General features: G+C 69.7%; 27 protein-coding genes and 2 pseudogenes. 12 read left to right on the forward strand and 17 right to left on the reverse strand.

Features of this window, described 5'->3' with window-relative positions; translation table 11 throughout:
* Nucleotides 1-502 (forward strand): annotated as a pseudogene (locus A5714_RS04080) (hypothetical protein); the annotation flags it as partial.
* Between the two features lie 55 nt (nucleotides 503-557).
* Here A5714_RS04080 and A5714_RS04085 read toward each other — a convergent pair.
* Together A5714_RS04085 and A5714_RS04090 are read right to left on the reverse strand one after the other, a co-directional pair.
* Nucleotides 558-704: a DUF1059 domain-containing protein gene (locus tag A5714_RS04085; RefSeq protein WP_068074351.1), complete on the reverse strand. Its 147-nt coding sequence runs from the start codon at nucleotides 702-704 to the stop codon at nucleotides 558-560.
* A gap of 88 nt (nucleotides 705-792) precedes the next feature.
* Nucleotides 793-1,365 (reverse strand): HhH-GPD-type base excision DNA repair protein, encoded by a 573-nt coding sequence (locus tag A5714_RS04090; RefSeq protein ID WP_068283008.1) that lies wholly within the window; start codon nucleotides 1,363-1,365, stop codon nucleotides 793-795.
* 125 nt (nucleotides 1,366-1,490) lie between these two features.
* On the opposite strand from A5714_RS04090, the gene A5714_RS04095 reads away from it, so the two are divergent.
* Nucleotides 1,491-1,994, forward strand: a complete 504-nt coding sequence (locus tag A5714_RS04095; protein ID WP_369829420.1) for a nuclear transport factor 2 family protein — start codon at nucleotides 1,491-1,493, stop codon at nucleotides 1,992-1,994.
* A gap of 25 nt (nucleotides 1,995-2,019) precedes the next feature.
* Here A5714_RS04095 and A5714_RS04100 read toward each other — a convergent pair whose 3' ends face one another.
* Complete coding sequence (locus tag A5714_RS04100; protein WP_068283010.1) at nucleotides 2,020-2,214, reverse strand: DUF5302 domain-containing protein; 195 nt, start codon at nucleotides 2,212-2,214, stop codon at nucleotides 2,020-2,022.
* Nucleotides 2,215-2,252: 38 nt separating this feature from the next.
* Entirely contained in the window at nucleotides 2,253-2,696 is a 444-nt protein-coding gene (locus A5714_RS04105) for a PPOX class F420-dependent oxidoreductase (protein ID WP_068074329.1), read from the reverse strand.
* Between the two features lie 47 nt (nucleotides 2,697-2,743).
* On the opposite strand from A5714_RS04105, the gene A5714_RS04110 reads away from it, so the two are divergent.
* Nucleotides 2,744-3,259 (forward strand): DUF1697 domain-containing protein, encoded by a 516-nt coding sequence (locus tag A5714_RS04110; protein ID WP_068283013.1) that lies wholly within the window; start codon nucleotides 2,744-2,746, stop codon nucleotides 3,257-3,259.
* 16 nt (nucleotides 3,260-3,275) lie between these two features.
* Here the strand turns inward: A5714_RS04110 and A5714_RS04115 are convergent, their stop codons facing one another.
* Nucleotides 3,276-3,641 carry a GntR family transcriptional regulator gene (locus tag A5714_RS04115; protein WP_068074332.1) on the reverse strand — a complete coding sequence of 122 codons (366 nt, stop codon included), beginning with the start codon at nucleotides 3,639-3,641 and terminating at the stop codon, nucleotides 3,276-3,278.
* A gap of 39 nt (nucleotides 3,642-3,680) precedes the next feature.
* On the opposite strand from A5714_RS04115, the gene A5714_RS04120 reads away from it, so the two are divergent.
* Nucleotides 3,681-4,406 carry an NAD-dependent deacylase gene (locus tag A5714_RS04120; protein WP_068074334.1) on the forward strand — a complete coding sequence of 242 codons (726 nt, stop codon included), beginning with the start codon at nucleotides 3,681-3,683 and terminating at the stop codon, nucleotides 4,404-4,406.
* Here the strand turns inward: A5714_RS04120 and A5714_RS04125 are convergent.
* Together A5714_RS04125 and A5714_RS04130 are read right to left on the reverse strand one after the other, a co-directional pair.
* A complete protein-coding gene (locus A5714_RS04125) occupies nucleotides 4,403-5,035 on the reverse strand; it encodes a class I SAM-dependent methyltransferase (RefSeq protein ID WP_068283016.1) in 633 nt (210 codons plus the stop codon). The two genes, A5714_RS04120 and A5714_RS04125, sit on opposite strands and share 4 nt — an antisense overlap.
* Nucleotides 5,036-5,111: 76 nt before the next feature.
* Nucleotides 5,112-7,433, reverse strand: coding sequence for an MMPL family transporter (locus A5714_RS04130; RefSeq protein WP_068283075.1), 2,322 nt, complete (start codon nucleotides 7,431-7,433; stop codon nucleotides 5,112-5,114).
* A 306-nt stretch (nucleotides 7,434-7,739) separates the two neighbouring features.
* On the opposite strand from A5714_RS04130, the gene A5714_RS27415 reads away from it, so the two are divergent.
* On the forward strand, nucleotides 7,740-7,868 hold the full coding sequence (locus A5714_RS27415; protein WP_156670991.1) for a hypothetical protein: 129 nt from the start codon (nucleotides 7,740-7,742) through the stop codon (nucleotides 7,866-7,868).
* A gap of 141 nt (nucleotides 7,869-8,009) precedes the next feature.
* Here the strand turns inward: A5714_RS27415 and A5714_RS04135 are convergent, their stop codons facing one another.
* Nucleotides 8,010-8,762 (reverse strand): 3-hydroxyacyl-CoA dehydrogenase, encoded by a 753-nt coding sequence (locus A5714_RS04135; protein ID WP_068283019.1) that lies wholly within the window; start codon nucleotides 8,760-8,762, stop codon nucleotides 8,010-8,012.
* 69 nt (nucleotides 8,763-8,831) lie between these two features.
* Entirely contained in the window at nucleotides 8,832-9,914 is a 1,083-nt protein-coding gene (locus tag A5714_RS04140; protein WP_068283022.1) for a CaiB/BaiF CoA-transferase family protein, read from the reverse strand.
* A 122-nt stretch (nucleotides 9,915-10,036) separates the two neighbouring features.
* Between A5714_RS04140 and A5714_RS04145 the strand changes: the two genes are divergently transcribed.
* Both A5714_RS04145 and A5714_RS04150 read left to right on the forward strand, forming a co-directional pair.
* Nucleotides 10,037-10,849, forward strand: coding sequence for an enoyl-CoA hydratase (locus A5714_RS04145; protein ID WP_068283026.1), 813 nt, complete (start codon nucleotides 10,037-10,039; stop codon nucleotides 10,847-10,849).
* Nucleotides 10,850-10,949: 100 nt separating this feature from the next.
* Complete coding sequence (locus A5714_RS04150) at nucleotides 10,950-12,323, forward strand: NAD(P)H-binding protein (protein WP_068283029.1); 1,374 nt, start codon at nucleotides 10,950-10,952, stop codon at nucleotides 12,321-12,323.
* A 4-nt stretch (nucleotides 12,324-12,327) separates the two neighbouring features.
* On the opposite strand, the gene A5714_RS04155 is transcribed toward A5714_RS04150, so the two are convergent.
* Both A5714_RS04155 and A5714_RS04160 read right to left on the reverse strand, forming a co-directional pair.
* Nucleotides 12,328-13,068 carry a CPBP family intramembrane glutamic endopeptidase gene (locus A5714_RS04155; RefSeq protein ID WP_068283034.1) on the reverse strand — a complete coding sequence of 247 codons (741 nt, stop codon included), beginning with the start codon at nucleotides 13,066-13,068 and terminating at the stop codon, nucleotides 12,328-12,330.
* Nucleotides 13,069-13,133: 65 nt separating this feature from the next.
* A pseudogene (locus tag A5714_RS04160) lies at nucleotides 13,134-13,334 on the reverse strand (NAD-dependent epimerase/dehydratase family protein); the annotation flags it as partial.
* Between the two features lie 65 nt (nucleotides 13,335-13,399).
* Here A5714_RS04160 and A5714_RS04165 point away from each other — a divergent pair.
* From A5714_RS04165 to A5714_RS04175, 3 genes are read left to right on the forward strand one after another with little or no spacing between them, the layout of a single operon-like run.
* Nucleotides 13,400-14,500, forward strand: coding sequence for a type III polyketide synthase (locus A5714_RS04165; protein WP_082959559.1), 1,101 nt, complete (start codon nucleotides 13,400-13,402; stop codon nucleotides 14,498-14,500).
* Nucleotides 14,501-14,533: 33 nt separating this feature from the next.
* Nucleotides 14,534-15,034 carry an isoprenylcysteine carboxyl methyltransferase family protein gene (locus tag A5714_RS04170; protein WP_068074349.1) on the forward strand — a complete coding sequence of 167 codons (501 nt, stop codon included), beginning with the start codon at nucleotides 14,534-14,536 and terminating at the stop codon, nucleotides 15,032-15,034.
* Nucleotides 15,031-16,047, forward strand: coding sequence for an NAD(P)/FAD-dependent oxidoreductase (locus A5714_RS04175; RefSeq protein ID WP_068283038.1), 1,017 nt, complete (start codon nucleotides 15,031-15,033; stop codon nucleotides 16,045-16,047). Before A5714_RS04170 ends, A5714_RS04175 begins: the two co-directional genes overlap by 4 nt.
* A 2-nt stretch (nucleotides 16,048-16,049) precedes the next feature.
* Here the strand turns inward: A5714_RS04175 and A5714_RS04180 are convergent, their stop codons facing one another.
* Nucleotides 16,050-16,853, reverse strand: coding sequence for a crotonase/enoyl-CoA hydratase family protein (locus A5714_RS04180; RefSeq protein WP_068283040.1), 804 nt, complete (start codon nucleotides 16,851-16,853; stop codon nucleotides 16,050-16,052).
* On the reverse strand, nucleotides 16,850-17,998 hold the full coding sequence (locus tag A5714_RS04185) for a thiolase family protein (protein ID WP_068283042.1): 1,149 nt from the start codon (nucleotides 17,996-17,998) through the stop codon (nucleotides 16,850-16,852). The genes A5714_RS04180 and A5714_RS04185 overlap by 4 nt, the downstream gene beginning before the upstream one ends.
* A gap of 266 nt (nucleotides 17,999-18,264) precedes the next feature.
* Here A5714_RS04185 and A5714_RS04190 point away from each other — a divergent pair, with 266 nt between their 5' ends.
* The gene (locus A5714_RS04190; RefSeq protein ID WP_068283046.1) at nucleotides 18,265-19,689 is read left to right on the forward strand and encodes a wax ester/triacylglycerol synthase family O-acyltransferase; all 1,425 of its coding nucleotides are present in this window, start codon (nucleotides 18,265-18,267) and stop codon (nucleotides 19,687-19,689) included.
* An 11-nt stretch (nucleotides 19,690-19,700) separates the two neighbouring features.
* Here the strand turns inward: A5714_RS04190 and A5714_RS04195 are convergent, their stop codons facing one another.
* Together A5714_RS04195 and A5714_RS04200 are read right to left on the reverse strand one after the other, a co-directional pair.
* Nucleotides 19,701-20,489, reverse strand: coding sequence for a lysophospholipid acyltransferase family protein (locus A5714_RS04195; protein WP_068283048.1), 789 nt, complete (start codon nucleotides 20,487-20,489; stop codon nucleotides 19,701-19,703).
* A complete protein-coding gene (locus tag A5714_RS04200; RefSeq protein WP_068283051.1) occupies nucleotides 20,486-21,754 on the reverse strand; it encodes a cytochrome P450 in 1,269 nt (422 codons plus the stop codon). The genes A5714_RS04195 and A5714_RS04200 overlap by 4 nt, the downstream gene beginning before the upstream one ends.
* A gap of 249 nt (nucleotides 21,755-22,003) precedes the next feature.
* Here A5714_RS04200 and A5714_RS04205 point away from each other — a divergent pair, with 249 nt between their 5' ends.
* Entirely contained in the window at nucleotides 22,004-22,294 is a 291-nt protein-coding gene (locus A5714_RS04205) for a hypothetical protein (RefSeq protein WP_068283054.1), read from the forward strand.
* Nucleotides 22,295-22,302: 8 nt separating this feature from the next.
* On the opposite strand, the gene A5714_RS04210 is transcribed toward A5714_RS04205, so the two are convergent.
* Both A5714_RS04210 and A5714_RS04215 read right to left on the reverse strand, forming a co-directional pair.
* Entirely contained in the window at nucleotides 22,303-23,787 is a 1,485-nt protein-coding gene (locus A5714_RS04210) for an aldehyde dehydrogenase family protein (protein ID WP_068283055.1), read from the reverse strand.
* Nucleotides 23,788-23,901: 114 nt separating this feature from the next.
* On the reverse strand, nucleotides 23,902-25,119 hold the full coding sequence (locus A5714_RS04215) for a cytochrome P450 (protein WP_068283056.1): 1,218 nt from the start codon (nucleotides 25,117-25,119) through the stop codon (nucleotides 23,902-23,904).
* Nucleotide 25,120: the final 1 nt, after the last annotated feature.

Below are 25,120 nucleotides of genomic sequence, written 5' to 3' on the forward strand. Positions count from 1 at the left end.
CGCCCCGGTACCTCCGGCACCGGCCCCCGCGCCGGCCGACGCCCCGCCGGCACCGGGCGCCGCCCCGGCGGCCGCGCCGGGCTTCGGTCCCGACGCGCCGCCCACGCAGGACTTCATGTATCCCTCGATCGGCACTAACTGCCTGGCCGACGGCACCAGCGCCATCGCGACCGCGCTGTCGGTCGCCGGGCCGGCGAAGATCCCGACGCCGGGTCCGGGCCCGGGCCAGACCGCCTACGTGTTCACCGCGGTGGGTACCCCGGGCCCCGCCGAGGTGCAGAAGCTGCCGCTGAACGTCACCTGGGTCAACCTCACCACGGGCAAGTCGGGAACGGTGGCGTTGACGCCGCGCACCGACATCAACGGTGACGGCCCGACCACGTTGACCGCGATCGCCGACACCGGCTCGGGCAGCATCATGTCGACGATCTTCGGTCAGGTCACCACCAAGGAAAAGCAGTGCCAGTTCATGCCCACGATCGGCTCCACGGTGGTGCCCTGACCGCCACCGCGGTGCGCCGAGCGCGCGTGTCCCCGAGGGGGCACGCGCGTCGTCGTCAGTAGGCCATGAACAGGATCGCGTCGCGGTCGTAGTCGAGGCCCGGGTGCGCGTCGGCCAGGTGCGCCTGGGTCAGCTCGACCAGTTCGTCCTCGTCCTTGCCGACGATGGCCTCACCGCACGGACACGTGATGTGTGTCTTCACGTCGTCGCCCTTCCTCATCTGTGGAGCTATCTGTGGAGCTATCTGTGGAGCTACCTGTGGCGCTGTCTGTGGCGCATTGGTGGAGCCATTACTTCGCGGCTTTGGCCGCCGCCTTCATCTGCTTCTTATAGGAACGCACCGCGCCCATCGACTGGGCGTCGACGATGTCGGCGACCGAGATGTGCGTGCCGGGTTCGCCGAATTGCCCGGCCGCCGCGCGCCAGCCTTCGACGTCGACGCCGTACTGCTTACCCAGCAGCGCCAGAAAGATCTGCGCCTTGACTTCGCCGAAACCGGGCAGGCCCTTGATCCGCCGCAGCAGCTCCTTGCCATCGGGCTGGCCCGCCGTCCACAGGCCGGCGGCATCGCCGTCATAACGATCGACGATGATCTGGGCCAGGGTCTGGATGCGTTTGGCCATCGATCCCGGGAAGCGGTGTATCGCAGGCTTTTCCGAGCACAACGCGGCGAATTTGTCCGGGTCGTACTCGGCGATCTCGTGAGCACCGAAGCGGCCCATCCGGTCGGCGATCTTCTTCGGTCCGGCGAAGGCGGTCTCGAAAGGCACCTGCTGATCCAGAACCATCCCGATGAGCAGTGCCAACGGATTCTCGTCCAGCAGCGCGTCGGCCTCGGGGTCTTGAGCCAGCCAAAGTTTCACCGTTGACGACCAACCTTTCCGCGAACAACCCTAATGCCGATGAGCCGTTGTTTGGGAGACTACTCACCCAACCCGGGCGCTATCGTGACGTGGTGGTGGATGTGGATCAGACCCGCTTGGCGCTGATGCTGGATCGCGACGAACTGCACGCCCTCGTCACCTCCTATTGCCGCGCCGTCGACCGCGCGGACCACGACGGCCTGCGGGCCCTGTACCACCCCGACGCCACCGACGCGCACGGCTCGTTCTCGACGGGCGGTGTCGATCAGTTCATCGCTGGGTTGCGGGCGGCGGAGCCGTATGTTCGTGTCTCCCAACACAACATCACCACCACGAACTTCGTGGTAGACGGCGACACGGCGCGCGGCGAGATCTACTGCCTGGTCTTCCACACGTTCGCCGGCCCCGAGCGCGACGCCGACGTCGTCATCGGCGGGCGCTACCTCGACACGTACGCCCGTCACGGCGGCCGCTGGAAGTTCCGTCAACGCACCATCGTGGCGGACTGGGCATACCAGAACGACCCGTCCCGAGTGGACTTCGGGCACCCGAGCACTCAGGGAAGCCTGCGGGGCCAACCGAATCAAGCCGATCCGTCGATCGCCCTGTTCACACCGCCGCGGGACTGATGCTCGCGCGTCGCTGCCGAATCGATCAGCCGCTCTTGCGGCGGAATTCGCGGCGGTTCTCCACCGGGCCGTGGGCGCGCGGCTGTCTACCGGCACCGTCCTTGTGGTCGGACCCGCCCGAGGACTTCGCCAACTTGCGGTCGAGGGCTTCCCGGAACTTGCGCTTGTTGTCGTCCTCGTCCCGCCCGGAGGAACCCTGCGGCGACTTCGATTCGGCCATGGCAGCAGCCTAACCCGGCGCCGCCCGCCGGACCGGCGTCAACGCAGCCCCGGCGGCATCCCGTACAGGTGCGAGATCGGCAGCGTCAGCACCACCCGGCGGTCGGTGACCATCGCCTGGCGGTATTCGTCCCAGTCCGGGTGTTCCCCGGCGATGTTGCGGTACAGGGCGATCAGGGCCTCGACGGTGTCGTCGTCCGGCGCGGCGGCCGGGGGCGTCAGCTCGGCGGTGCCCTCGGCCACGGCGTACGACCAGCCGTCGTCGGCGTCCACCAGCAGCGAGGCCCGCGGGTCGCGGCGCAGATTTCGGGTCTTCGCGCGCGGCTCGGTGACCGACACCTGGATCGCCAGGCTGCGCGGGTCGAAGTGGTAGCTGACGTTGGACAGCTGCGGGCGCCCGTCGCGCTTGATCGTGGCCAGCACCCCCAGGGAGTGGCCGCTGATCAAGGCCAACAGCTTGTCGTCGAAGACTTGGCGTCCCATGGGCGAAAGCGTAGTCGCACGCGGGCGCGGGCTGATGGAATCGGCGGATGACCGAGTACGCAGCCTTTCTCCGCGGCGTCAACGTCGGCGGCTTGAACCTGAAAATGGCCGCCGTGGCGGCCGCGCTGACCGACGCCGGCTTCACCGACGTGCGGACCGTCCTGGCGACCGGCAACGTGGTGCTCAACTCCCCGGCGACGGCCGCGGCGGTCCGCAGGCGGGCCGAGACCGCGCTGCGCGACCGGTTCGGCTACGAGGCGTGGGTGCTGGTGTACGACCTCGACACGGTGCGCGCCGTGGCGGACGCCTACCCGTTCGAGCCGGAGGTCGACGGCTACCACTCCTACGTGACGTTCGTCGCCGACGCCGCGGTCCTCGACGAGCTGGCCGCGCTGGACCCGGGCGCCGACGAGCGCGTCGCCCGGGGCGACGGGGTGCTGTACTGGCAGGTCCGCAAGGGCAACACCCTCGACAGCACCCTCGGCAAGACCATGGGCAAGGCCCGCTACAGGTCCTCGACCACGACCCGCAACCTGCGCACGCTGAACAAGGTGCTGCGCTGACGCCCGGGGCGCCGGCTCACTCGTCGGGAACGGATTCGATATAGCGCAGCGCGTCGGCTTTGTCCAAACCGAGGCTGCGCGCCACCCGGACGTACTCGCGGGCGGCCGCCGCCATCGCGGCGTCGGTGGGGTCGTAGCGGGCGACGAAAGTGCCGAAACGGCCCCGGGTTTCGATGATGGCGGCGGTCTCGAGCTCGCGGTAAGCCCGGGCCACGGTGTTGACGGCGACGCCGAGCTGGCCGGCCAGTTCGCGCACGGTCGGCAGCCGGGTGCCGGGCGGCAGCGCGCCCTCGCGCACCCCGTCGATCACCTGCGTGCGCAGCTGGTCGAACAGCGGTTTGCCCGCCTTCATGTCGACCCGCAGCCAGTCGCCCAATTCCACGACACCAGTATTCCCCTAACCCGCGACTATGTTGGGAGGATGCGAGTAGCGGTGCTCAGCGGCGCGGGCATCTCCGCGGAGAGCGGCGTGCCGACGTTCCGCGACGACAAGAACGGCTTGTGGGCCCGCTTCGACCCCTACGAGCTGTCCAGCACCCGGGGCTGGCGCGACAATCCGCAGCGGGTGTGGGGCTGGTATCTGTGGCGGCACTACCTGGTGGCCGACGTGGCACCCAACGACGGCCACCGCGCCATCGCCGCCTGGGAGGACCTCGCCGACGTCAGCGTGATCACGCAGAACGTGGACGACCTGCACGAGCGGGCCGGCAGCACCTCGGTGCACCACCTGCACGGCAGCCTCTTCGAATTCCGTTGCGCGCGTTGCGGTCTGCCCTACACCGCCGAGCTGCCCGCGATGGCCGAACCGGCGTTGGAGGTCGAGCCGCCGGTGTGTGGGTGCGGCGGCCTGATCCGGCCCGACATCGTGTGGTTCGGGGAGCCGTTGCCCGAGGGGCCGTGGCGGAGCGCCGTCGCGGCGACCGAGGCCGCCGACGTGATGGTGGTGGTGGGGACGTCGGCCATCGTCTACCCGGCGGCCGGGCTGGCCGAGCGGGCGCTGATGCGCGGCACCGCCGTCATCGAGGTCAACCCCGAGGAGACGCCGCTGTCGGCGAGCGCCACCCTGAGCATCCGCGAGACGGCGAGCCAGGCGTTGCCCGGGCTGCTGCACCGCCTGCCGGACCTGCTGGCCGCCGGCCGCGCCTAGTCGGGCCGCCGCGCGCGCCCGATCAGCAGCTCCGAGACCGGCATCGGCAGCCACGCCGGCAGGGTCCACTCCCGCCGAGAGGTGGCCACGTCGAATCCCGCCGCCACGATCGCGCGCTGGGTGTCGCGGTGGGTGTGGCAGTTGCCGAACAGCCGGGGCCACAGCGTCGCGTCGGCGAAGCGCTGCAGGCGGCCCCGCATGCCGGGGCTGGCCACGTGCTCGAGGTACCGCAGCTCCCCGCCCGGTCGCAGCACCGAATACAGGTGCCGCAGGACCCCGCCCGGGTCGCGCACCGAGCACAGCACCAGCGAGCACACCACGGCGTCGAACGGCTCGTCGCCGCGGAATTCCTCCGCGGTCGCGCCCGCCACCGAGACGGGGATTGGCGCGGCCGCGGCGGCGGCGCGTGCCTGCGCCGCCAGCCGCCGCTCGGGCTCGACCGCGATCACCTGATCGACCGCCGGCGGATAGAGGGCGAAGTTGGTGCCGACGCCGGCCCCGACCTCGAGCACCCGGCCCGAGAGCCCGGCGAGGTTCTCCCGCCGCATGGCACGCACCGCGTGCGCCTCGTGGGTGGCGACGACGGGCCAGATCCGCGCGAAGAACGGGTTGTCGATCGCCGTGGTCATGCGTGAGCGCCTTCCGGTCGGGTGGGCGCCCCCGCTAGGACTCCCCCGCTGGAGTCCATAGTGCCGCGCGGTGCGATCAGCCGACGTTGGTCACCGGCTCTGTGACGGGCCGGCCGTTGTACGTGTCGTCGGGCGGCGCGACGGGGCGCGGCTCGGCGGTCGACCCCTCGCTGATGCCGAGGCGCTCATGCAGCCACCGCAGCGGGCCCGGCGCCCACCAGTTCCACCGGCCCATCACGTGCATGAACGCCGGCACCAGAACCATCCGCACCAGCGTCGCGTCGGCGGCGACCGCGAGCGTCAGGCCGAGACCGAACATCCGCATGAACGACACGTGCGCGGCGATCAGCGCGGCGAACGACATCGACATGACCAGCGCGGCCGCGGTGATCACCCGGCCGGTGCGGGCCACGCCGTGCGCGACGGCCTCGTCGTTCGCGGCGTGCGCTTGCCGGGCGGTGGCACTCGCCGGCCGGTACTGCAGCCAGTACTCCCGGATCCGGGACATGAGGAAGACCTCGTAGTCCATCGACAGCCCGAACGCGATGCAGAACAGCAGGACCGGCATGTTCGCCACCAGGGTGCCGCTGGGCGTCGTCCCGAGCGCGCCCAGGTGGCCGTCCTGGAAGATCCACACGAGCGCGCCGAAGGCCGCGGTCAGCGACAAGACGTTGCAGATCAGCGCCTTGACCGGCAGGACCACGCTGCCGGTCAGCAAGAAGAGCAGGACGAAGGTGATGGCCGCCATCAACCCCAGCACCAACGGAAGCCGATCGGTCACGGCGTCGACGCTGTCGCGGTTGACCTGCGCGACCCCGGCCATCGCGACGGTCCGCCCGTCGGGGCCCGGCACCTGATGCAGCCGGGCGAGCTGCGTGTCGGAGGCCCGGCTGAACAGCGGCGCCGTGCTGTTCACCGTGAGGAACGCGCTGCCGTCGGCCAGCCCGGCGGCCCCGGCCGGCGGGCCCACCCGCTGGCCGTTGACGAACGTGCCGGCGGGTGCCGTCACCGCCGACACGTCGGGCACACGCGACAGGGCGGCGGCGTAGCCATCCAGCGCCGCGGGGTCCAGGTTGCGGGCGTCGGGGACGACGATCGGCACGGCGGTCGCCGAGTCGTTGGCGAAGCCGTCGCGCAACGCGTCCCCGACCTGATGCGACGACGAGGACTGCGGCAGCACCCGGTCGTCGGGGAAACCCCACTTGACCCTCGTGAACGGCAGCCCGAGCAGGACCAGCAGGGCGACGACGGCGACACCGATCGGCAGCCAGTGCCGCATCACGTACTTACTGGACCGGTACCAGAACTGCCGCTCGACGGGCCGGCGCGCCGGCGCGGGGCGGCCCAGCAGGCGCCGCAGCAGCCGGCGCACGTCGAAGGCGTCGAGACGCGGACCGAGCAGCACGATCGCGGCCGGGGTGAGCACGATCGACGCGGTGGCGACGAAGGCCACCGTCGCCACCCCGGCGTAGGCGAACGACTTGAGGAAGTACATGGGGAACAGCGCGGTGGCCGACATCGACAGCGCGACCGTCACCGCGGAGAACAGCACGGTGCGCCCGGCGGTGGACATCGTGCGGATCAGCGCCTCGTGGGGCGCGCTGCCCCCGGCCAGCTCGTCGCGGTAGCGGCTGACGATCAGCAGCGTGTAGTCGACGGCCAGGGCCAGGCCCAGCGCGGTGCTCAGGTTCAGGGCGAAGATCGACACCTCGGTGCTGAAGGTGACCAGCCGCAACACCGACATGGAGCCCACCACGGCCAATCCGCCGAGGGCCATCGGCAACGCGGCGGCCAGCAGGCCGCCGAACACCCACACCAGCACCAGGAAGCTCAGCGGGATGGCGATCACTTCCATGACGAGCAGGTCGTCTTGGTTCTGCGTGTTGATCTGGGCGTACTGCATCGCCGCGCCGCCGGCGCGGACGCTGACGCCGTCGCGGTCGTGTACGAACTCGTCCGCCACCGTCTGGGCGTTGCGCTGCGCGTTGTTCTCACCGCCCTTGAGGTTGACCACGATCAGGCCGGACTTGCCGTCCCGGCTGACCAGGTCTCCCGACGGCGTCACGCCGGGCGGACCCCACGGCGAGGTGGCGTTGTAGACCAGCGGCGACCCCCGCAACGCGCCGACGAGGTCCGTCGCGACCGCGCGGGCCTGGTCGCTGCCGACGCCACCGGGGGCCGTCACCAGGATCAGCATCTGCTGGCCGCTTTGCCCGAACTTGCTGGTGAGCACGTCGATGGCCTGCGCGGACTCGGAGTGGGGATCCTGGAAACCCCCGGCGGACAAGCTCTTGGCGACGGGGACACCGAAGACGGCGGCGGCGATGAAGACGCCGACGCCGACGGCCACGATGCGGCGCGGCGCGGCGATGGCCGCTCGTGCGATGCCCTGCAGCATGTGAACCCCTTCGCGCCGGTGCGCGTGCCGCGGCCCGCGCGCGTCCGGCGACAACGTGACGACGCTAACGCACAGGTGTCAAACAGCGTCTTCCGGGGACGACGAAATCGGCCGGCGTTTGGTTCACCGGCGTTTTCTAAACCACCCCGACGATAAGAATCCGGAAAGAAAAATGTGGGGCGATTGAGCAGGTCACGGCCCTGTAAGGCCGCGGAAGCCCGTGTCAACCTACCCGCCGGTAAATTGCCACGATTTTCCGAATCGTGACTCAAAGAATCCTTAGAGGTGGCCCATACGCTCAGTGTCATGTGGATCGACGACGCAAGTGCCGATGTAATCAAAGTTGATTTCGAGGCCCTCTACCACGGCGACGTCTTGGTGGAAGGTGAGACCTCCGAGCAATTCGACGAGTGGCCTCTGCCCACCGCGAGCTAAGGAGACACCATGAGCATGCTTGCCCGCCTCTTGATGGCCGAGCCCAACGTCAGCCGGTGGTTCCGGCGCTAGCCCGCCCGGCCTGACTACGACGAAAGCCCCCCGCTTCGCGCGGGGGGCTTTCGTATGCCTGGGGTGCGCCTACCGCGGCGCCATCCGGATGGCGCCGTCGAGGCGGATCACCTCGCCGTTGAGCATCGGGTTCTCGACGATGTGGACGGCCAGCGCCCCGTACTCGTCGGGGTCGCCGAGGCGCGCCGGGTGCGGCACCTGCTTGCCCAGCGACGCCTGCGCCTCCTCGGGCAGCGAACCGAGCAGCGGCGTCTTGAACAGCCCGGGCGCGATCGTGACCACGCGGATCAGCTCGCGGGACAGGTCGCGGGCGATCGGCAGCGTCATCCCGACCACGCCGCCCTTGGACGCCGAGTAAGCGGCCTGGCCGATCTGCCCCTCGAATGCGGCGACCGACGCGGTGTTGATGATGACGCCCCGCTCTTCCCCGATGGGCTCGGAGCGGGCGATGCGCTCGGCGGCCAGGCGCAGCACGTTGAAGGTGCCGATCAGGTTGACCCCGACGACCTTCTTAAAGGCGTCCAGGGGAAACGGCCCATCCTTGGACAGCGTCTTGATGGCGTTACCGATGCCCGCGCAGTTGACGTTGATCCGCAGCGTGCCCATCGACTCCGCGGCGTCCAGCGCCTTGCCGACGGCTGCCTCATCGGTGACGTCGGCCTCGACGAAGCGGGCGCGGTCACCGAGCTCGCGGACCGCTTCCTCGCCGCGCAGGTCGATCACCACCACCTGGGCACCGCGGTCGAGCAGCCGCTTCGTGGTGGCAAGGCCCAGACCCGAGGCACCCCCGGTGACGACGGCGACGGCGTCCTTGATCTCCATGCAAATCCTTCCGGTTCCTTGATCGGTGAGGCGTTGGCCGGACGGTCCAGCCAACTGGTTGGTTGGGGACTATACCCAGTCCGCGAGGACGGCCGCGCCGTCGGCCACCGTGACCGCCGGGCGGGGCGTATCGGGCGCGGTGCGCGAGAACCGCGGCGCCGGCCGCGGCTGCAGGTTGCCGTCGACGTCGTAGAAGGTGCCGCGCTCGGTGTTGTGCGGCTCGGTGTGCACCTCGCCGAAGGCCAACACCGGCGTGACGCAGGCGTCGGAGTCGGCGAAGACCTTGGCCCAGTGATCGCGGTCGTGGGCGGCGAACGCCTCGGTGAACGCCGCGCGCAGCTCGGGCCAGCGACCCGCGTCGTTCTGGGCGGGCAGGTCGGCGCCGTCCAACCCCAGCCCCGCCAGCAGGGCCGCGTAAAACTGCGGCTCGATGGCGCCGACCGCGACGTAACGGCCGTCGGCGCACTCGTAGGTGTCGTAATAGGGCGCGCCGCCGTCGAGCATGTTGGTGCCCCGGGCGTCGGTCCACAGGCCCGTCCCGCGGAAGTGCCAGATCATCTGGGCCAGCACGCTGGACCCGTCAACCATGGCGGCGTCGACCACCTGCCCCTTGCCCGAGCTCTGCCGCTCCCACAGCGCCGCCAGGATGCCGACCAACAGGAACATCGAGCCGCCGCCGAAGTCGCCGGTCAGGTTCAGCGGCGGCACCGGCCGCTCGCCCGCCCGGCCGATCGAGTGCAGCACGCCGTTGAGCGAGATGTAGTTGATGTCGTGGCCGGCCTGCTGGCTGCGCGGGCCGGTCTGTCCCCAGCCCGTCATCCGGGCGTAGATCAGCCGGTCGTTGACTTTCGCGGTGTCCTCGGGACCCAGGCCCAGCCGCTCGGTCACCCCGGGCCGGTACCCCTCGATCAGGACGTCGGCCTTCGCGATCAGGTCGAGCACCAGCTTGCGGCCCCCGTCGGACTTCAGGTCGGCGGCCACGATGCGCCGGTTGCGGTTGGTCGTATCCCGCACCGCCGCAGCGGGATTCACCGACGGCCGGTCGATGCGCACCACGTCCGCGCCCAGATCCCCGAGGATCATCGCGGCGTGCGGGCCCGGCCCGATGCCGGCCAACTCGACTACTCGCAGTCCCTTCAACGGTCCAGCCACGATCCACCGACCTTTCGTCCGCTTTGACGCCCGGCGATTCACACAACCGGTTGATCGCATCTTCGCAGCCGCCGCGCACGGCCGCGCAGCCCGGTCGCTCACCGGAGTCATAAAGTGAGCCCATGCCCACCTCCGCGATCGCCACCCTCGCCCCCGTCGCTGGCCTCGACGTCACGCTGACCGACGGCGTGCTGTCGGTGACCATCAACCGTCCCGACAGCCTCAACTCGCTGACCGTCCCGGTGATCACCGGCATCGCCGACGCGCTGGAACGCGCGGCCGACGATCCCGAAGTGCGGGTGGTACGCCTCGGCGGGGCCGGGCGCGGCTTCAGCAGCGGCGCCGGTATCAGCGCCGCGGACGTCTCCGACGGTGGCGGCGTCCCGCCCGACGAGATCATCTCCGAGATCAACCGGCTGGTGCGGGCGATCGTCGCGCTGCCGCGGCCGGTCGTCGCCGTGGTGCAGGGCCCGGCCGCCGGCGTCGGGGTTTCGGTCGCGTTGGCGTGCGACATCGTGTTGGCCTCGGAGAACGCGTTTTTCATGCTCGCCTTCACCAAGATCGGGCTGATGCCCGACGGCGGCGCGTCGGCGTTGGTCGCGGCCGCGATCGGCCGGATTCGGGCCATGCAGATGGCGTTGCTGCCCGAGCGGTTGCCCGCGGCGGACGCGTTGGCCTGGGGGCTCGTCACCGCCGTCTTCCCGGCCGGTCACTTCGACGCCGAGGTCGACGCGGTGATCGCGCGGCTGCTGGCGGGGCCGGCCGCGGCGTTCGCCAAGACCAAACTCGCGATCAACGCGGCCACGCTCAGCGAGCTGGACGCGGCGCTGCAGCGCGAATTCGACGGGCAGTCGGTGCTTTTGAAGTCACACGACTTCGTCGAGGGCGCCGTCGCGTTCCAGGAGCGCCGGCCCGCGCGCTTCACCGACCGCTGAGCGCCGGCAAGCTATTTCGGCATCTGGGGCTTAACACCCCCCGGTTCCGGCAATCCCTGTCCGGGTCAGCTCCGAATCGCTGACGAGGACGGGGGAAGCGATGACGGAGCAGGTGCGCTGTCTGGTGACGGGAGCGACCGGCTACATCGGTGGCCGCCTGGTGCCGCGGCTGTTGGACGCGGGGCACCGGGTGCGCGCGCTGGCGCGCAATCCCGACAAGCTCGCCGACGTTCCGTGGCGCGGTCAGGTCGAGGTGGCGCGCGGCGACCTCGGCGACGTCGACTCGCTGACCGCCGCGTTCGACGGCGTCGACGTCGTCTACTACCTGGTGCATTCCATGGGCACGTCCAAGGACTTCGCCGCCGAGGAGAGCCGCTCGGCACGCAACGTCGTGACGGCGGCCCGCAGCGCCGGGGTGCGGCGGGTGGTCTACCTCAGCGGCCTGCACCCGGAGGGCACCGAACTCTCGCCGCATCTCTCCTCGCGCGCGGCCGTCGGCGAGACGCTCATCGAGTCCGGCATCGAGACCGTGGTGTTGCAGGCCGGCGTCGTCATCGGCTCCGGCTCGGCGTCGTTCGAGATGATCCGCCACCTCACCGACCGGCTGCCGGTGATGACCACGCCGAAGTGGGTGCACAACCGCATCCAGCCGATCGCGGTCCGCGACGTGCTGCACTACCTGGCCGCCGCGGCGACCGCGCCCCTGCCCGGCAAGCACGCCTCGCGCACCTGGGACATCGGCGGGCCCGACGTGCTGGAGTACGGCGACATGATGCAGGTCTACGCCGATGTCGCCGGCCTGGGCAGGCGGCGCCTGATCGTGCTGCCGTTCCTCACACCGACCATCGCCAGCCTCTGGATCGGGGCGGTCACCCCGATCCCGCCGGGGCTGGCGCGGCCGCTGATCGAATCGCTGGAATGCGATGCGGTGATGCGCAACTGGGACATCGACGGCTTCATCGAACGGCCGCGGGGCGGCCTCATCGGCTACCGGCGCTCGGTCGAGTTGGCGTTGGACCGGGCGGCGCGCGGACTCCCCGACGCCACCTGGTCGTCGCTGCGCTCCGAGCCGGCCGAACCGCTGCCCACCGACCCGGACTGGGCCGGTGAGGTGGTGTTCGACGACGTCCGCACCGCGACCAGCGCCGACGACCCGGACGCCGTCTGGAAGGCCGCCGAGCGGGCCGCGACCGCGGACCGGTGGCGGCGGCGGCTGCCGCTGGGCGGGTGGAGCGTCGTGGAGCGGGAACCGGGCGCCGCGTTGCGGCTGCGCTCGGCGTCGAAACTGCCCTGCCGGGCCTGGGTGGACATCACCGTCGAACCCCGCGACGGTGGCGGCACCACCTACACGCAGCGCGGCATTTTCTTCCCCACCGGCATCGTGGGCCGCGCCTACCGGCTGGCCGTCTGGCCGCTGTGGACCGCCGCGCTCGGCGCGCTGGCCCGCGAGGTCGTGGGCCTGCCCGGCCGGTAAGGGTCTACACGCCGAACATCGGCGGCAGCACGAGCACCATGATCAGGCCCCACACGAAGTGCGTCAGCATCGGGGCGAGCACGCCGCCGCTGGCCCGGCGCTCCAGCGCGCACACCGTCCCCAGGATCACCGCGGCGAACCCGAGCATCGGGTTGCCGCTGGCCATGGTCGCGGCGGTGTAGAGCACGGTCGAGATGACCACCGGGTGATAGCGGGCCAGCGCCGTGTACAGCGCGCCGCGAAAGAAGATCTCCTCGGCCAGGGCGTTGATGACGGTGATCGCCACGATCAGCGGGTAGGACCCGTGGTGGGCGTAGAGCAGTACGCGGGTGATCAGCGCCGCGACGGGCGGAATCTCGCGGGCGACCAGGCCGCCCACCACGAAGGCGCCGCCGACCAGCAGGCCGACGGTGATCCCGGTGAACACCGGCCGCTGGTTGCGGCCCCGCCAGCATATCCCGCCGAGGTGTAGCGGGCCCGAGCTCAGGCCGCCGACGACCCATACCCCGGCCAGCGCCAGGGTCAGCCAGTAGAAGCTCGACTCCCCCGGGTGCCGGCGCAGCGAGAACCCCAGCACCGCGGCGCCGACCACCAGCGTCAGCGCCACGATGACGCGGCGGCGGCGCACCAGCCCGGGCGCCTCGTTGTGCAACGCGGCGACGTTGGTGAGGGCCTTGCGCCATTCGGCGACGACGCTGGTGCGCGGCGGGCTGGGGGCGGTGGACGGGACGGTGGACTGGCTCATGCGGGACGCACCTTCGGGGTCGGGGCAATCGGGATGTCGAGGCCGGTTCGAAGCGCTCCGGCCCGGCCGGCAACGGCGAACGCGACGCGCAGCGACGCCGGGTCGGACGCGTCCAGGGCCACCGGTGCGATGTCGGCGGACCAGCCGAAGCGGCGGGGCCGGGCGGGGTCTCGGCTGGCCGCCACCACGCGGCGCCCGCCCGCCGGCAGGGTCGTGACCAGGCGCGATCCCACGTGGGCGGTGGCGCCGGTGACCAGAACCTGCATAACCCGACTCTAGCCAAGACCCCACCCGGTTTGAACCGATAACGGGGCGGCGCCGTGACCAACGAATGGACAACACTGCGAGGGCCGACGCGTCGCGCCCGGCGAACCTGGCCGCCACCACCACCGACCCGTGCATTTCCGGTGTCGCGGTGACGTTTCCGCCGAACCGGTACACGCAGTCCGAGGCCATCGGCGCGCTGACCGACATCGCCGGCCCGGAGTTTCGCCGCTTCGCCCTGAGCAGCGGGGTCGAATTCCGTAACACGGCGCTGCAGCTGTCCCGCTACAGCGAACTCGACGGCTTCACCGAGGCCAACGAGGCCTACCTCGAGGTGGCCCTGGACCTCGGCGAGCGGGCGCTGCTGGCGGTGCTGGACGAGGCGAAGGTCAAGCCGTCGGAGATCGACATCGTGTTCTCGACGACGGTCACCGGGGTGACGGTGCCGACGCTCGAGGCGCGGCTGGCGACCCGGGTCGGCCTGCGGCCCGACGTCAAGCGCGTTCCCCTGTTCGGGCTGGGCTGCGTGGCGGGTGCGGCCGGGGTGGCCCGCATGCACGACTACCTGCGGGCGTTCCCCGATCAGGCGGCCGCGCTGCTCGCGGTCGAGCTGCGCTCGCTGACCATCCAGCGGCAGGACAGCTCGGTGGCCAACCTCGTCGCCACCAGCCTCTTCGGGGACGGCGCGGCGGCCGTCGTCGCCGAGGGCGCGCACCGCGCCGGGGCCGAGCGCAGCGGTCCGCAGGTGCTGGCGACCCGCAGCCGCATCTACCCCGACACCGAAGACGTGATGGGGTGGAAGATCGGCGGCGACGGCTTCCGGGTCGTGCTGTCCGCCGACGTCGCGACCATCGCCGAGAAATACCTCGGCGATGACGTGCGGGTGTTCCTCGCCGATCACGGCCTGACGCCGCGCGACGTGACGACGTGGGTCTGCCACCCCGGCGGCCCGCGAGTGATCGAGGCGGTCGAGACGGTGCTGGACCTGCCCGTCCACGCCCTCGACCACACCCGGAACTCGTTGCGCAACAACGGGAATCTGTCGTCGGTGTCGGTGCTCGACGTGCTTCGTGCCAACATGGCCGACCCGCCGCCGCCCGGGTCGTTGGGCCTGATGATCGCGATGGGGCCCGCCTTCTGCTCCGAACTCGTCCTGCTGGCCTGGTAGGCCGCTAACCCTCGGTTAAGGGAGAATCACGCCATGTACTACCTGCTGGTCCTGGCGGTCGCGCTGGAACGCGTGCTGGAGCTGGTGGTGTCCACCCGCAACGCCCGCTGGTCGTTCGCCCAGGGCGCCAAGGAATTCGGTCGATCGCACTACCCGGTGATGGTGATCATCCACAGCGCGTTGCTGGTCGGCTGCCTGGTCGAGCCGTGGGCGCTGCACCGGCCATTCCTGGCGTGGCTGGGCTGGCCGATGCTGGCGGTGGTGGCGCTGTGCCAGGGGCTGCGCTGGTGGTGCATCGCGACGCTGGGCCGGCGGTGGAACACCCGGGTGATCGTCTTGCCGCAGACGCCGCTGGTGCGGCTCGGCCCGTACCGGTGGCTGCACCACCCGAACTACGTCGCGGTGGTCGTCGAGGGCATCGCGCTGCCGTTGGTGCACACGGCGTGGCTCACCGCGGTGCTGTTCACGCTCGCCAACGCCTTGCTGCTGCGGGAGCGGTTGCGCGTGGAGAATTCGGCCCTGGGTTACGCGTGAGCGATTTCGACGCGGACCTGCTGGTCGTGGGCGGCGGTCCGGGAGGCCTGGCGACCGCGTTACACGCTCGCCGCCATGGGCTTTCGGTCATCGTGGCCGAGCCCCGCGAGGGGCCCATCGACAAGGCGTGCGGCGAGGGGCTGATGCCCGGCGGCCTGGCCGAGCTGACGTCGCTCGGCGTGGACCCGGCCGGCATGCCCTTCCGCGGGATCGCCTACGTCGACGAGCGGCGCCGGGCCGAGGCCCGCTTCGGCGCCGGGCCGGGACGCGGCGTGCGCCGCACCACCTTGCACGCGGCGCTGGCGGCGCGGGCCAAGGAGCAGGACACCGACTGGCTGCGGGCCAAGGTGACCCACGTCGAGCAGGACGCGCACGGGGTCGCGGCCGCCGGGGTGCGCGCGAAATGGTTGGTGGCCGCGGACGGGCTGCACTCCCCGGTCCGGCGCGCGGTCGGCATCGCGGCGCGCGCGGGCGCGCCGCGCCGTTACGGCGTCCGTTGGCATTACCGCGTCCCGGCGTGGTCGGAGTTCGTCGAGGTGCACTGGTCCCGCTGGGGCGAGGCGTACGTGACGCCGGTGGAACCGGAGCTGGTGGGTGTCGCGATCCTGTCCCGTGGGCGGCCGGAGCTGGCCTGGTTTCCCGACCTGGCGGGTCGGTTGCGCCACGCCAATTCGTCGCAGCCCCGCGGGTGCGGCCCGCTGCGGCAGACCGTGTCGCGCCGGGTCGCCGGGCGGGTGCTCCTGGTGGGCGACGCGGCCGGCTACGAGGACGCGCTGACCGGCGAAGGGATCAGCCTGGCGCTCAAGCAGGCGGCCGCCGCCGTCGACGCCATCGTCGACGACACGCCGTCGGCCTACGAGGACGCCTGGCACCGGGTGACCCGCGACTACCGGCTGCTCACCCGCGCGCTCGTGGTGGCGAGCACGCCGCGGTTGGTGCGCCGCGCCGTCGTGCCGGCGTCCGCGGCGTTGCCCCGGGCGTTTCAGCGCGCGGTCAACGTGCTGGCGCGCTAACGCTAGCGCGCCTTCCAGACGGGTTCGCGCTTCTCGGCGAAGGCACGCGGCCCCTCCTTGGCGTCCTCGGTCCGCAGCAGGGTGGCGAACTCTCGCGTGGTGCGCGCCCAGCCGGGCTCCTCGTCGGCGATCAAGCGGTCGTCGGCGCCCCAGGCGATCCGCTTGCTCGCCTGCACCGACAGCGGCGCGTTGACCGTGATCCGCTCGGCCAGGGCCAGGGCGGCCTCCAACACGGTGCCGTCGGGGACGACCTGGTTGATCAGCCCCCACCGGGCGGCGTCCGCCGCGCTGATCGGATCCCCGGTCAGCAGCAGCTCCAGGCCCACCTTGCGCGGCAGCTGCTGCACGATCCGGAAGACCCCGCCGGCACCCGCGATCAGCCCGCGCTTGACCTCGGGCAACCCGAACTGGGCGCTCTCGGCGGCCACCACCAGATCGCTGGCCAGCGCGATCTCCGTGCCGCCCCCCAGGGCGGTGCCGTTGACCGCGGCGATGGTGGGCTTGTCGATGAAGTGGTGCACGTAGCCGGCAAAGCCCCAGTCCCCGTGATCCGGGTGATAGATGTTCTCGCGCCGCGCGATCGCCTTGAGGTCGGCCCCGGCGCAGAACGACTTGTCGCCCGCCCCGGTGACCACCACGGCACGCACCTGCGGGTCGTGCTGGGCTTCCTCCAGCGCGTCGCCGAGAGCGATGCTGACCGCGCCGTTGATCGCGTTGCGCGCCTCCGGGCGGTTGATCGTGATCACCAGGACGTTGCCCCGACGCTCCGCCAGGGCCCCCGGCGCCGCCGTGTCGGTGTCGGTCACAGAAGCTCCACGATGGTGGCGTTGGCCTGGCCGCCGCCCTCGCACATGGTCTGCAGGCCGTAGCGAATTCCCTTGTCCCGCATGTGATAAAGCAGCGTCGTCATGATCCGCGCCCCAGAACCGCCCAGCGGGTGACCCAGGGCGATGGCCCCGCCGTTGGGGTTGAGTTTGGTCTCGTCGGCGCCGATGTCCTTGAGCCACGCCAGCGGAACGGGCGCGAACGCCTCGTTGACCTCGTAGGCCCCGATGTCGTCGATGGACAGGCCGGAGCGCTTGAGCACCTTCTGCGTGGCCGGGATCGGCGCGGTCAGCATGATCACCGGGTCGGCGCCGGCCAGGGTCGCGGTGTGCACCTTCGCGATCGGCGTCACCCCGAGTTCCTTGGCCTTCTCGGCCGACATGAACAGCAGCGCGGCCGCGCCGTCGGAGATCTGCGAGGAGTTGCCGGCGTGGATGACGCCGTCCTCCTTGAACGCGGGCTTCAGCGACGCCATCTTCTCCATCGGCGTGCCGCGGCGAATACCCTCGTCCTTGCTCACCACGTTGCCCTCGTCGTCCTTGATGGCCACGATCTGGTCATCGAAGGCTCCGGAATCTTGTGCGGCCGCGGCCTTTTCGTGTGAGTCCAGCGAGAACTGGTCCAGCGTGGTGCGGTCGAAGCCCCATTGTTCGGCGATCATCTCGGCGCCGATGCCCTGATTGGGGATCCGGCCGTCGTAGCGGTCCAGGAACGTCTTGGGGTAGGGCCGCCCACCGTTGGCCAGCGACGCGCCCATCGGGGTGCGCGACATGGATTCGACGCCCCCGGCGACGACCACGTCGTAGTGTCCGGCGATCACACCGGCCGCGGCGAAGTGGATGGACTGCTGGCTGGAGCCGCACTGCCGGTCGACGGTGACACCAGGAACGGTCTCCGGCCAACCGGCGGCCAGCAGGGCGGTGCGGCCGATGTCGAGCGCCTGCTCGCCGGCCTGCATGACGCATCCCCAGATGACGTCCTCGACGATCCCCGGATCGATGCCGGCCTTGTCGGCCAGCCCGTTGAGCACATGCGCGGACAGGTCGGCCGGGTGCACCCCGGACAATCCCCCGTTGCGCTTCCCGATCGGGGAACGCACTGCCTCGACGATGACGGCTTCAGCCATGCTTTTGTCTCCTTTGACGCGTGGACTCACACGAGGTTGCTCGTGCCTCGATTGTCAACCAAGGGGTTGGGCGGGCGGCGCCCGGGGTGGTTTAGCGGCGCGCCGGCCGATCGCGCCGTCCCCCACCCCGTGACGCGCCGGCCGCCCCGGCGCGATTTGTGAACCAGAAATTTGTTCTCACTAGTGTGAATGTCGCCATAATGGTTACAGACCGCGTCCGGTGCCGGCAGGCAACGACGCGGAACAACCGACAGGTGAGGCGGACGGTGAAGCGGCTCAACGGCATGGACGCGATGCTGCTGTACAGCGAGACACCGAACCTGCACACGCACACCCTGAAGGTGGCGATCGTCGACGATCCCGCCCTCACCTTCGACGTGTTCCGGACCACCCTGCAGCGCCGGCTGCACCGGCTGGATCCGTTGCGCTACAGGCTGATTGACATCCCTTGGCGGCTGCACCATCCGATGTGGATGCCGAACTGCGCGGTCGACCTCGACTACCACCTGCGCCGGGTGACCGTGCCCGCCCCCGGCGGGCGCCGCGAGCTGGACGCGGTGATCGGCGATCTCGCCGGGACGCCGCTCGACCGCGGCCACCCGTTGTGGGAGTTTCACTTCGCCGAGGGCCTGGCCGGTCACCGGTCGGCGATCATCGGCAAAATCCACCACGCGTTGGCTGACGGGATCGCCTCGGCGAATCTGCTGATCAGGATCATGGACGTCGCCGACGCCGCACCCGACGAGCGTGACAACGACACCAGTTGCGTGCCGCCGTCCAAGGCCGAGCTGTTGCGGGCCGCTGGGCGCGACCACGTTGCGCAGCTCGTCGCGCTGCCCGGGGTGCTCAACGACGCGCTGGCCGGCGCACGGCGGTTACGCCGGCGCGCCCGCCAGCGCGGCGAGCAGCCCGAACTCGCCCGCCTGCTGCACGCGCCGCCGACCTTCCTCAATCACGTCGTGGCACCCGCACGGGCGTTCGCGACGGCAACGCTGTCGCTGGCTCAGGTCAAACAGCTCAGCAAGCACCTGCGCATCACCATCAACGACGTGGTGATGGCCATGGCCGCGGGAGCATTGCGAGAATTGTTGCTGCGCTACGACGGTCGCGCCGACCGCCCGCTGGTCGCCTCGGTGCCGGCCAGCACGGATCGCTCACCGCACCGGATCAGCGGCAACGAACTCGGCGGCATGGCCGTGTCGTTGCCGACGCATGTCGGCGATCCACTGCAGCGGGTGCGGCTGACGTCGGTGGCCACATCGATCGCCAAGGAGAACAACGAGCTGTTCGGCCCCGAGTTGTACGGCAAGCTGATCGGTTACCTGCCCTCGATCGCAGCTCCCGCCGGGTTCAGGTGGCTGGCCCGGCGCGACGCGCGTAACAGGCTTTTCAACATCCCGATCTCCAATGTCGCCGGTCCCCGCGAGCGTGGCCGATTCGCCGGTGCCGTGCTCAGCGAGATCTACTCCGCCGGACCGCTGATCGCGGCGTGCGGCGTCAACGTCACCGTGTGGAGTTACGTCGACCAACTCAACATCTCGGTCATTACCGACGACCACACCGTCGGTGACCCACACGAGGTCACCGACGCAATGGTTCACGCGTTCGCCGAATTGCTCATTGCTGCCGGCCTTTCCGACGTACCGGAGCCGGTCCAAACCGCGATGCCCCCGGCAACACTCGAAGCGTGACCGCCCGCGCCCTAGCCCAGCACCGGGAAGCGCCGCTGCCGCGCGAGGCGGTCCAGCGCCGCCTGCATCGCGGAACGCACGTGCGCGTCGACGTCACCGACGGCGTCACCCTCGAGGCGCGCGACCATGTCGATCGGTTCCAGTACCTCGATGACGATCTTGGTCGGCAGCGGCAGGTTGGGCGGCACGATCACGCTGAACCCGAACGGAAACCCGACGGTGATCGGCAGGATGTCCGACCGCCACCGCGACAGCCCGAGACGTCGGGCCAGCCAGGTGCCGCGCGTCAGGAACAGCTGGCTCTCCTGCCCGCCGATCGACACCGCCGGCACCAGCGGCACGCCCGCCTCCACCGCCGCACGCAGGTATCCGGTGCGGCCGTTGAAGTCGATGACGTTCTCGGCCAGCGTTGGTCGGTACGCGTCGTAGATTCCGCCCGGGAACACCAGCACCACAGCGCCGGCCCGCAGCGCCCGCGCCGTGTTCACGGCGGTGGCGGGAATGACGCCCAGCCGCCTCAACCACCCCGCCATCGGCCCGACAAACATCTTGTCGTGCCCGAGCGTGTACAGCGGGCGCTCATAGCCGAATCTCCGGTAGAAGGCGGCGGTGAAGATCAACACGTCCGGAGTGAGCATCCCGCCGGAATGGTTGGCGACAAGCAGCGCGCCGCCGCGCGGCGGGATGAAGTCCAGCCCGCGCACCTCGAAACGAAACCAGCGCCGCGCCAGCGGTTCCGCCGCGCTGACGAACCGCCGCGCGAAAGCGGGGTCCCACGTTGCGAATTCGTCGGCACTCACGCGGTCGGGGTGAACTTCAGGTGCAGCTCGGTCAGGCCGCGCATCTGCCAGGTCGGCTCGTAGGTGTAGCGGCGGGCGTGCGCCGGGCCGTGCCGATCGCCCGCGATGGTGATGCCGGACATCCGATCGAGGATCCGGTTCAACGAGATTCGCGCCTCCGCGCGAGCCAGCGGCGCGCCCGGGCACGAGTGATTGCCGCGCCCGAACGCCACGTGCTCGCGAACGTTGGGGCGGTCGACGCGGAACTCGTCGGGCCGGTCGAACTTGCGCGCATCCCGATTGCTCGCCCCGGGCAACAACATCACCGTGCTTCCCGCCGGAATGTCGACGGCACCGATCGCGGTCGATGTGCGCGCCATCCGGAAGTGGCACTTCACCGGGCTTTCCAGCCGCAGCGTCTCCTCCACGAAATTCAATATGAGACTCCGGTTTTGGCGGAGCACCTGTTGCAGCTCCGGGTTCTCCGCGATCGTCTGGACACCGAAGCTGAGCAGTTTGGTGGTGGTCTCCTGACCCGCGGCGAACAGGAAGGTGGCCAGGCGCACGACGTCGATGACTTCCGGGGTGGCGCCGTCGGGATACTTCGCCTGAGCCAGTTCGGTCAACACGTCTTCACGGGGCTGTCGCCGGCGTTCGGTGATGTGTGTGGTGAACGTCTCTTCCAGATACTGCAGGGGATTGTGCGCGCGCGTCATCGAGTCGTCGTCGATCCCGCCCGCGAATTTGCCTGAGAAGACCCGTCGGAATTCCTCGTGATCCTCGACCGGTACCCCCAGGAGGTCGGCGATCACCAAACCGGAGAACGGCCGGGCGTATTCGTCGAGGAACTCACAGGCGCCGCGGCTGAGGAACTCATCGAGCTGCCGGTCGGCCAGCCGCCACATGAAATCTTCGTTTTCCTTGAGCCGCTTGGGCGTCAACAACCGGCTCAGCAGGCCGCGAGTCCGGGTGTGCTCCGGCACGTCCTGGGTCACGATGTGCTCGCTCATCGGGATCTGCGCGCGGTGCTGCTCGATCAGGGCGCCGATGTCGTCGCCGTCGGGTTCGAACGGCAGGCCGGAGAACGGGCCGGCCACCGAGACGCACGAGGAGAACGCCGGATTCTTGTAGACGCCAAGCGCTTCCTGGTGTCCGGTGATCGCCACGACGCCCTGTTCGGGGCGCGGCAGCACCGGGCAACGCGAGCGCAGGTGGTCGAAGTAGGGGTACGGATCGGGAATGAGGGCCGGGTCGGTGAAGAAATCGACCGCTTCGAAATCGCTCAAAGGGACTCCTACATTCAAGGTGATCGCCGCATGCCCGTTGTCGGGGGCGGCGCGCGAACCCACACTGGTAATCCAGATCTGAACAAATATTAGGTCAAGGCGGCAGACAGGCCGGCCGTCGCCTCCACCGTTACGTGGGCTCGCCTGCGGGCGTCGGGACGTTCGCCGCCAGCTCTTCGTCACCGCGTAGCGCTTCGGTAACCGTCAGTTCACATCCATTGCGGCATGGGCGAAGTAGGGTGCGCAGGTGTGAGCACTCCTGCACCCGGACCCGGCTGGTGGCTGGCGTCGGACGGCAAATGGTATCCCCAGCAATGGGAGAGCACCTTCATCTCCTACACCAACGAGTCTTTGGAAGCCGTCCTCGAGGAGGCAAAACGGCTGACCAAGACCTACGGGGACCAGGGCTGGGAAATCGTGGGGTCCTCGGTGCAGCGGACCCAGGTCGCGCGGCGCTTCAAGGATTACGACGCGGGCGGCGACCACTATTTCGAGTGGAGCATCGTCTGCACCATGAAGCGCCCGCGCCTGCCGGGCTAGCGGCCCAGTCAGACCGCGGGATACGCGACCGACTTGATCTCGGTGTACTGGTCGAATCCGGCGACGCCGTTCTGGCGTCCGACGCCGCTTTCCTTGTAGCCACCGAACGGTGTGTCGGCACCGTAGGGCGCACCGCCGTTGACACCCATGAAACCGGCCTTGATCCGGCGGGTCACCGACAGCGCACGTTCGAGCGAACCCGCGAACACGTTGCCTGCCAACCCGTACACGCTGTCGTTGGCGATCCGGATCGCGTCCTCCTCGTCGTCGAACGGGATGACCGACAGCACCGGCCCGAAGATCTCCTCCTGCGCGATGGTCATGGAGTTGTCGACATCGGTGAAAAGCGTTGGCCGGACGAAGTATCCCTTGTCGAAGCCGGTGGGTGCGTCCGGGCCGCCGACCAGCGCGGTGGCACCTTCCTCGACGCCCTTCTTGATGTAGCCCGTTACCCGGTCGTACTGCCGTTGTGAAATCACCGGCCCGCACAGCGTTCCCGGGTCTTGTGGATCACCGCATCTGACGTTTTCGTAGATGTTCTTGAGGATCTCGACACCCTCGTCGTAGCGCGGGCGCGGCAACAGCAACCGGGTGGGGTTGGCGCACCCTTGACCGGCGTGCATACATGGCGCGATGCCGACCAGGCACGCCGTCGCGAAGTCGGCGTCCTCCAGCACGATGGTCGCGGACTTACCGCCAAGTTCCAGGAACAGCCGCTTCATGGTGGCCGCACCCTTTTCCATGATCCGTTTCCCGACCACCGTCGAGCCGGTGAACGAGATCAGGTCGACCTTGGGCGACAGCGTGAGTTCCTCGCCCACGAAGTGATCGGAGGCGGTGACGACGTTGACGACACCGGCTGGGATGTCGGTCTTTTCGGCGATCAGTCGACCGAGCCGGTTGGCGTTGAACGGGGTGTTGGGTGCCGGCTTGAGCACCACGGTGTTGCCGGTACCCAGCGCCTGCCCGAGCTTGTTGAGGGTGACCTCGAACGGGAAGTTCCACGGCACGATCGCGCCGACGACCCCGACCGGCTCCCGCCACACCTTGCGGGTGGTGAGCGTCCCGGTGAGGCTGATGACCTTGTCACCCAGGTCGGTCTCCCAGGCGTACTCGTCGATCAGGCGCGCGGGGTACTTCAGCCCGTCTTCCAGGGGGGCGTTGAGCTGCGGGCCGAACGTGATGGCACGGGGCGAGCCGACCTCGAGGATGAGCTCCTCACGCAGCTCGTCGATCTCGGACTCGATCGCCTCGTGCAGCTGCAACAGGCAACGCTTGCGGAGTTCCTTGTTGGTCGACCAGTCGGTGTCGTCGAAGGCGCGGCGGGCGGCGTCGATCGCCCGGTGCATGTCCTCTTTCGAGGCATCGGACACCTCGCCGAGAGACTCTTCGGTCGCCGGGTTGATGTTCTCGAACGCGCCTGCCTGGCCGTCGACAAGCTTTCCGTCGATCATCATCTTCGACTCGAAGCGAACCTTTACAGCCTCAGTCATATCTGTCACTCTCTTCTGACTCGGTAGAGGGGGCTCCGGGAGAGCTGGTTCTCCCCACGGAGAGCCTTACTGGAAACTAGCCGATTGGCAAGGTGTGGCCGTCGTGGGGGCGGTCTATCGAGGATCGAAGAGCACCGGCACCGAGGTAGGCGACCGGAACACCTGTCCGCGAATGTGCGGGTCGTTCCCGTCGGGATCCAGGCGCAGGTTTGGCAGCCGGTCGAGCAAAAGGTTGATAGCGGTGCGCATTTCGAGCCGCGCCAGGTGCATGCCGAGGCAGACGTGCACGCCGTGGCCCCAGCCCAGGTGCGCGCGGGCGTCGCGGTGGATGTTGAACGTGTCGGGATCGTGATAGCGATCTTCCTGCCGGTTCGCCGAGCCCAGCATCGGCATCACCGTCGCGCCGGCCGGGATGGCGACGCCGCCCAGCTCGGTGTCCCGGGTGGCCACCCGCGTGATGGTCAGCAAGGGCGACTCCCACCGCACGCCCTCCTCGATCGCCTGCGGCAGCAGCGACCGGTCCGCGCGAATGGCATCGAGCTGCGCGGGGTCCGACAGCAACGCCAACAGCAGGCTGCCCAGCGACCGGTAGGTCGTCTCGACGCCCGCCGGGAGCAGCAACCGGAGGAACGAGAAGATCTCCTCGTCCGCGAGCTTCTCCCCGTCGATCTCAGCCGCACCGAGCGCGCTGATCAGATCGTCCTTGGGCTCGACCCGGCGCGCCTTCAGTATCGGGGCGAAGTAATCGCACAGGGCGGCCGAGGCCGCCAGCCCGCGTTCGGGGTTCATCAGCCAGCTCAGCAGCGAGATCGACCACCGCTGGAATTGGGGGTAGTCCTTCTCTGGAAGGCCGAGCAGTCCCGCGATGATCTGGCTCGGGTAGTCGAAGGTGAACTCCTTGACCAGATCCGCCCTGCCGTTGGCGGCGAAGTTGTCGATCAGGCCGTTGGCCACGCGACCGACCAGTTCGTCCTGCCAGCGCGCCAAAGACTTCTGGGAGAACGCTTTTGAGATGAGCGAACGCAGCCGGCCGTGGACCGGCTCGTCCATGCCGAGCATCACACCCTCGCCCAGCACCGGACCGAAGGCCGCGATGACGGCGGCCGAGGAGAACGTCTCGTTGTCGCGCAGCATCTGCTGAATGTCCTCGTGGCGGTACACGATGAACATCGGCAGGGACTCCTCGTGCGGGAGCGCCCCCGACGTTTCGAGTCGCTGCACCGGTTCCTCGCGGCGCAGCCGCGCCAACTCGGTGTACGGATCTCGCACGTCGCCGGAGATCGCGTCGTCGAAGGCGCCGAAGTCCGCCAGGTCGTCGAACAGTTGTTCCATG

The sequence above is a fragment of the Mycobacterium sp. E2462 genome (assembly GCF_001672685.1).
GTDB lineage: Bacteria > Actinomycetota > Actinomycetes > Mycobacteriales > Mycobacteriaceae > Mycobacterium.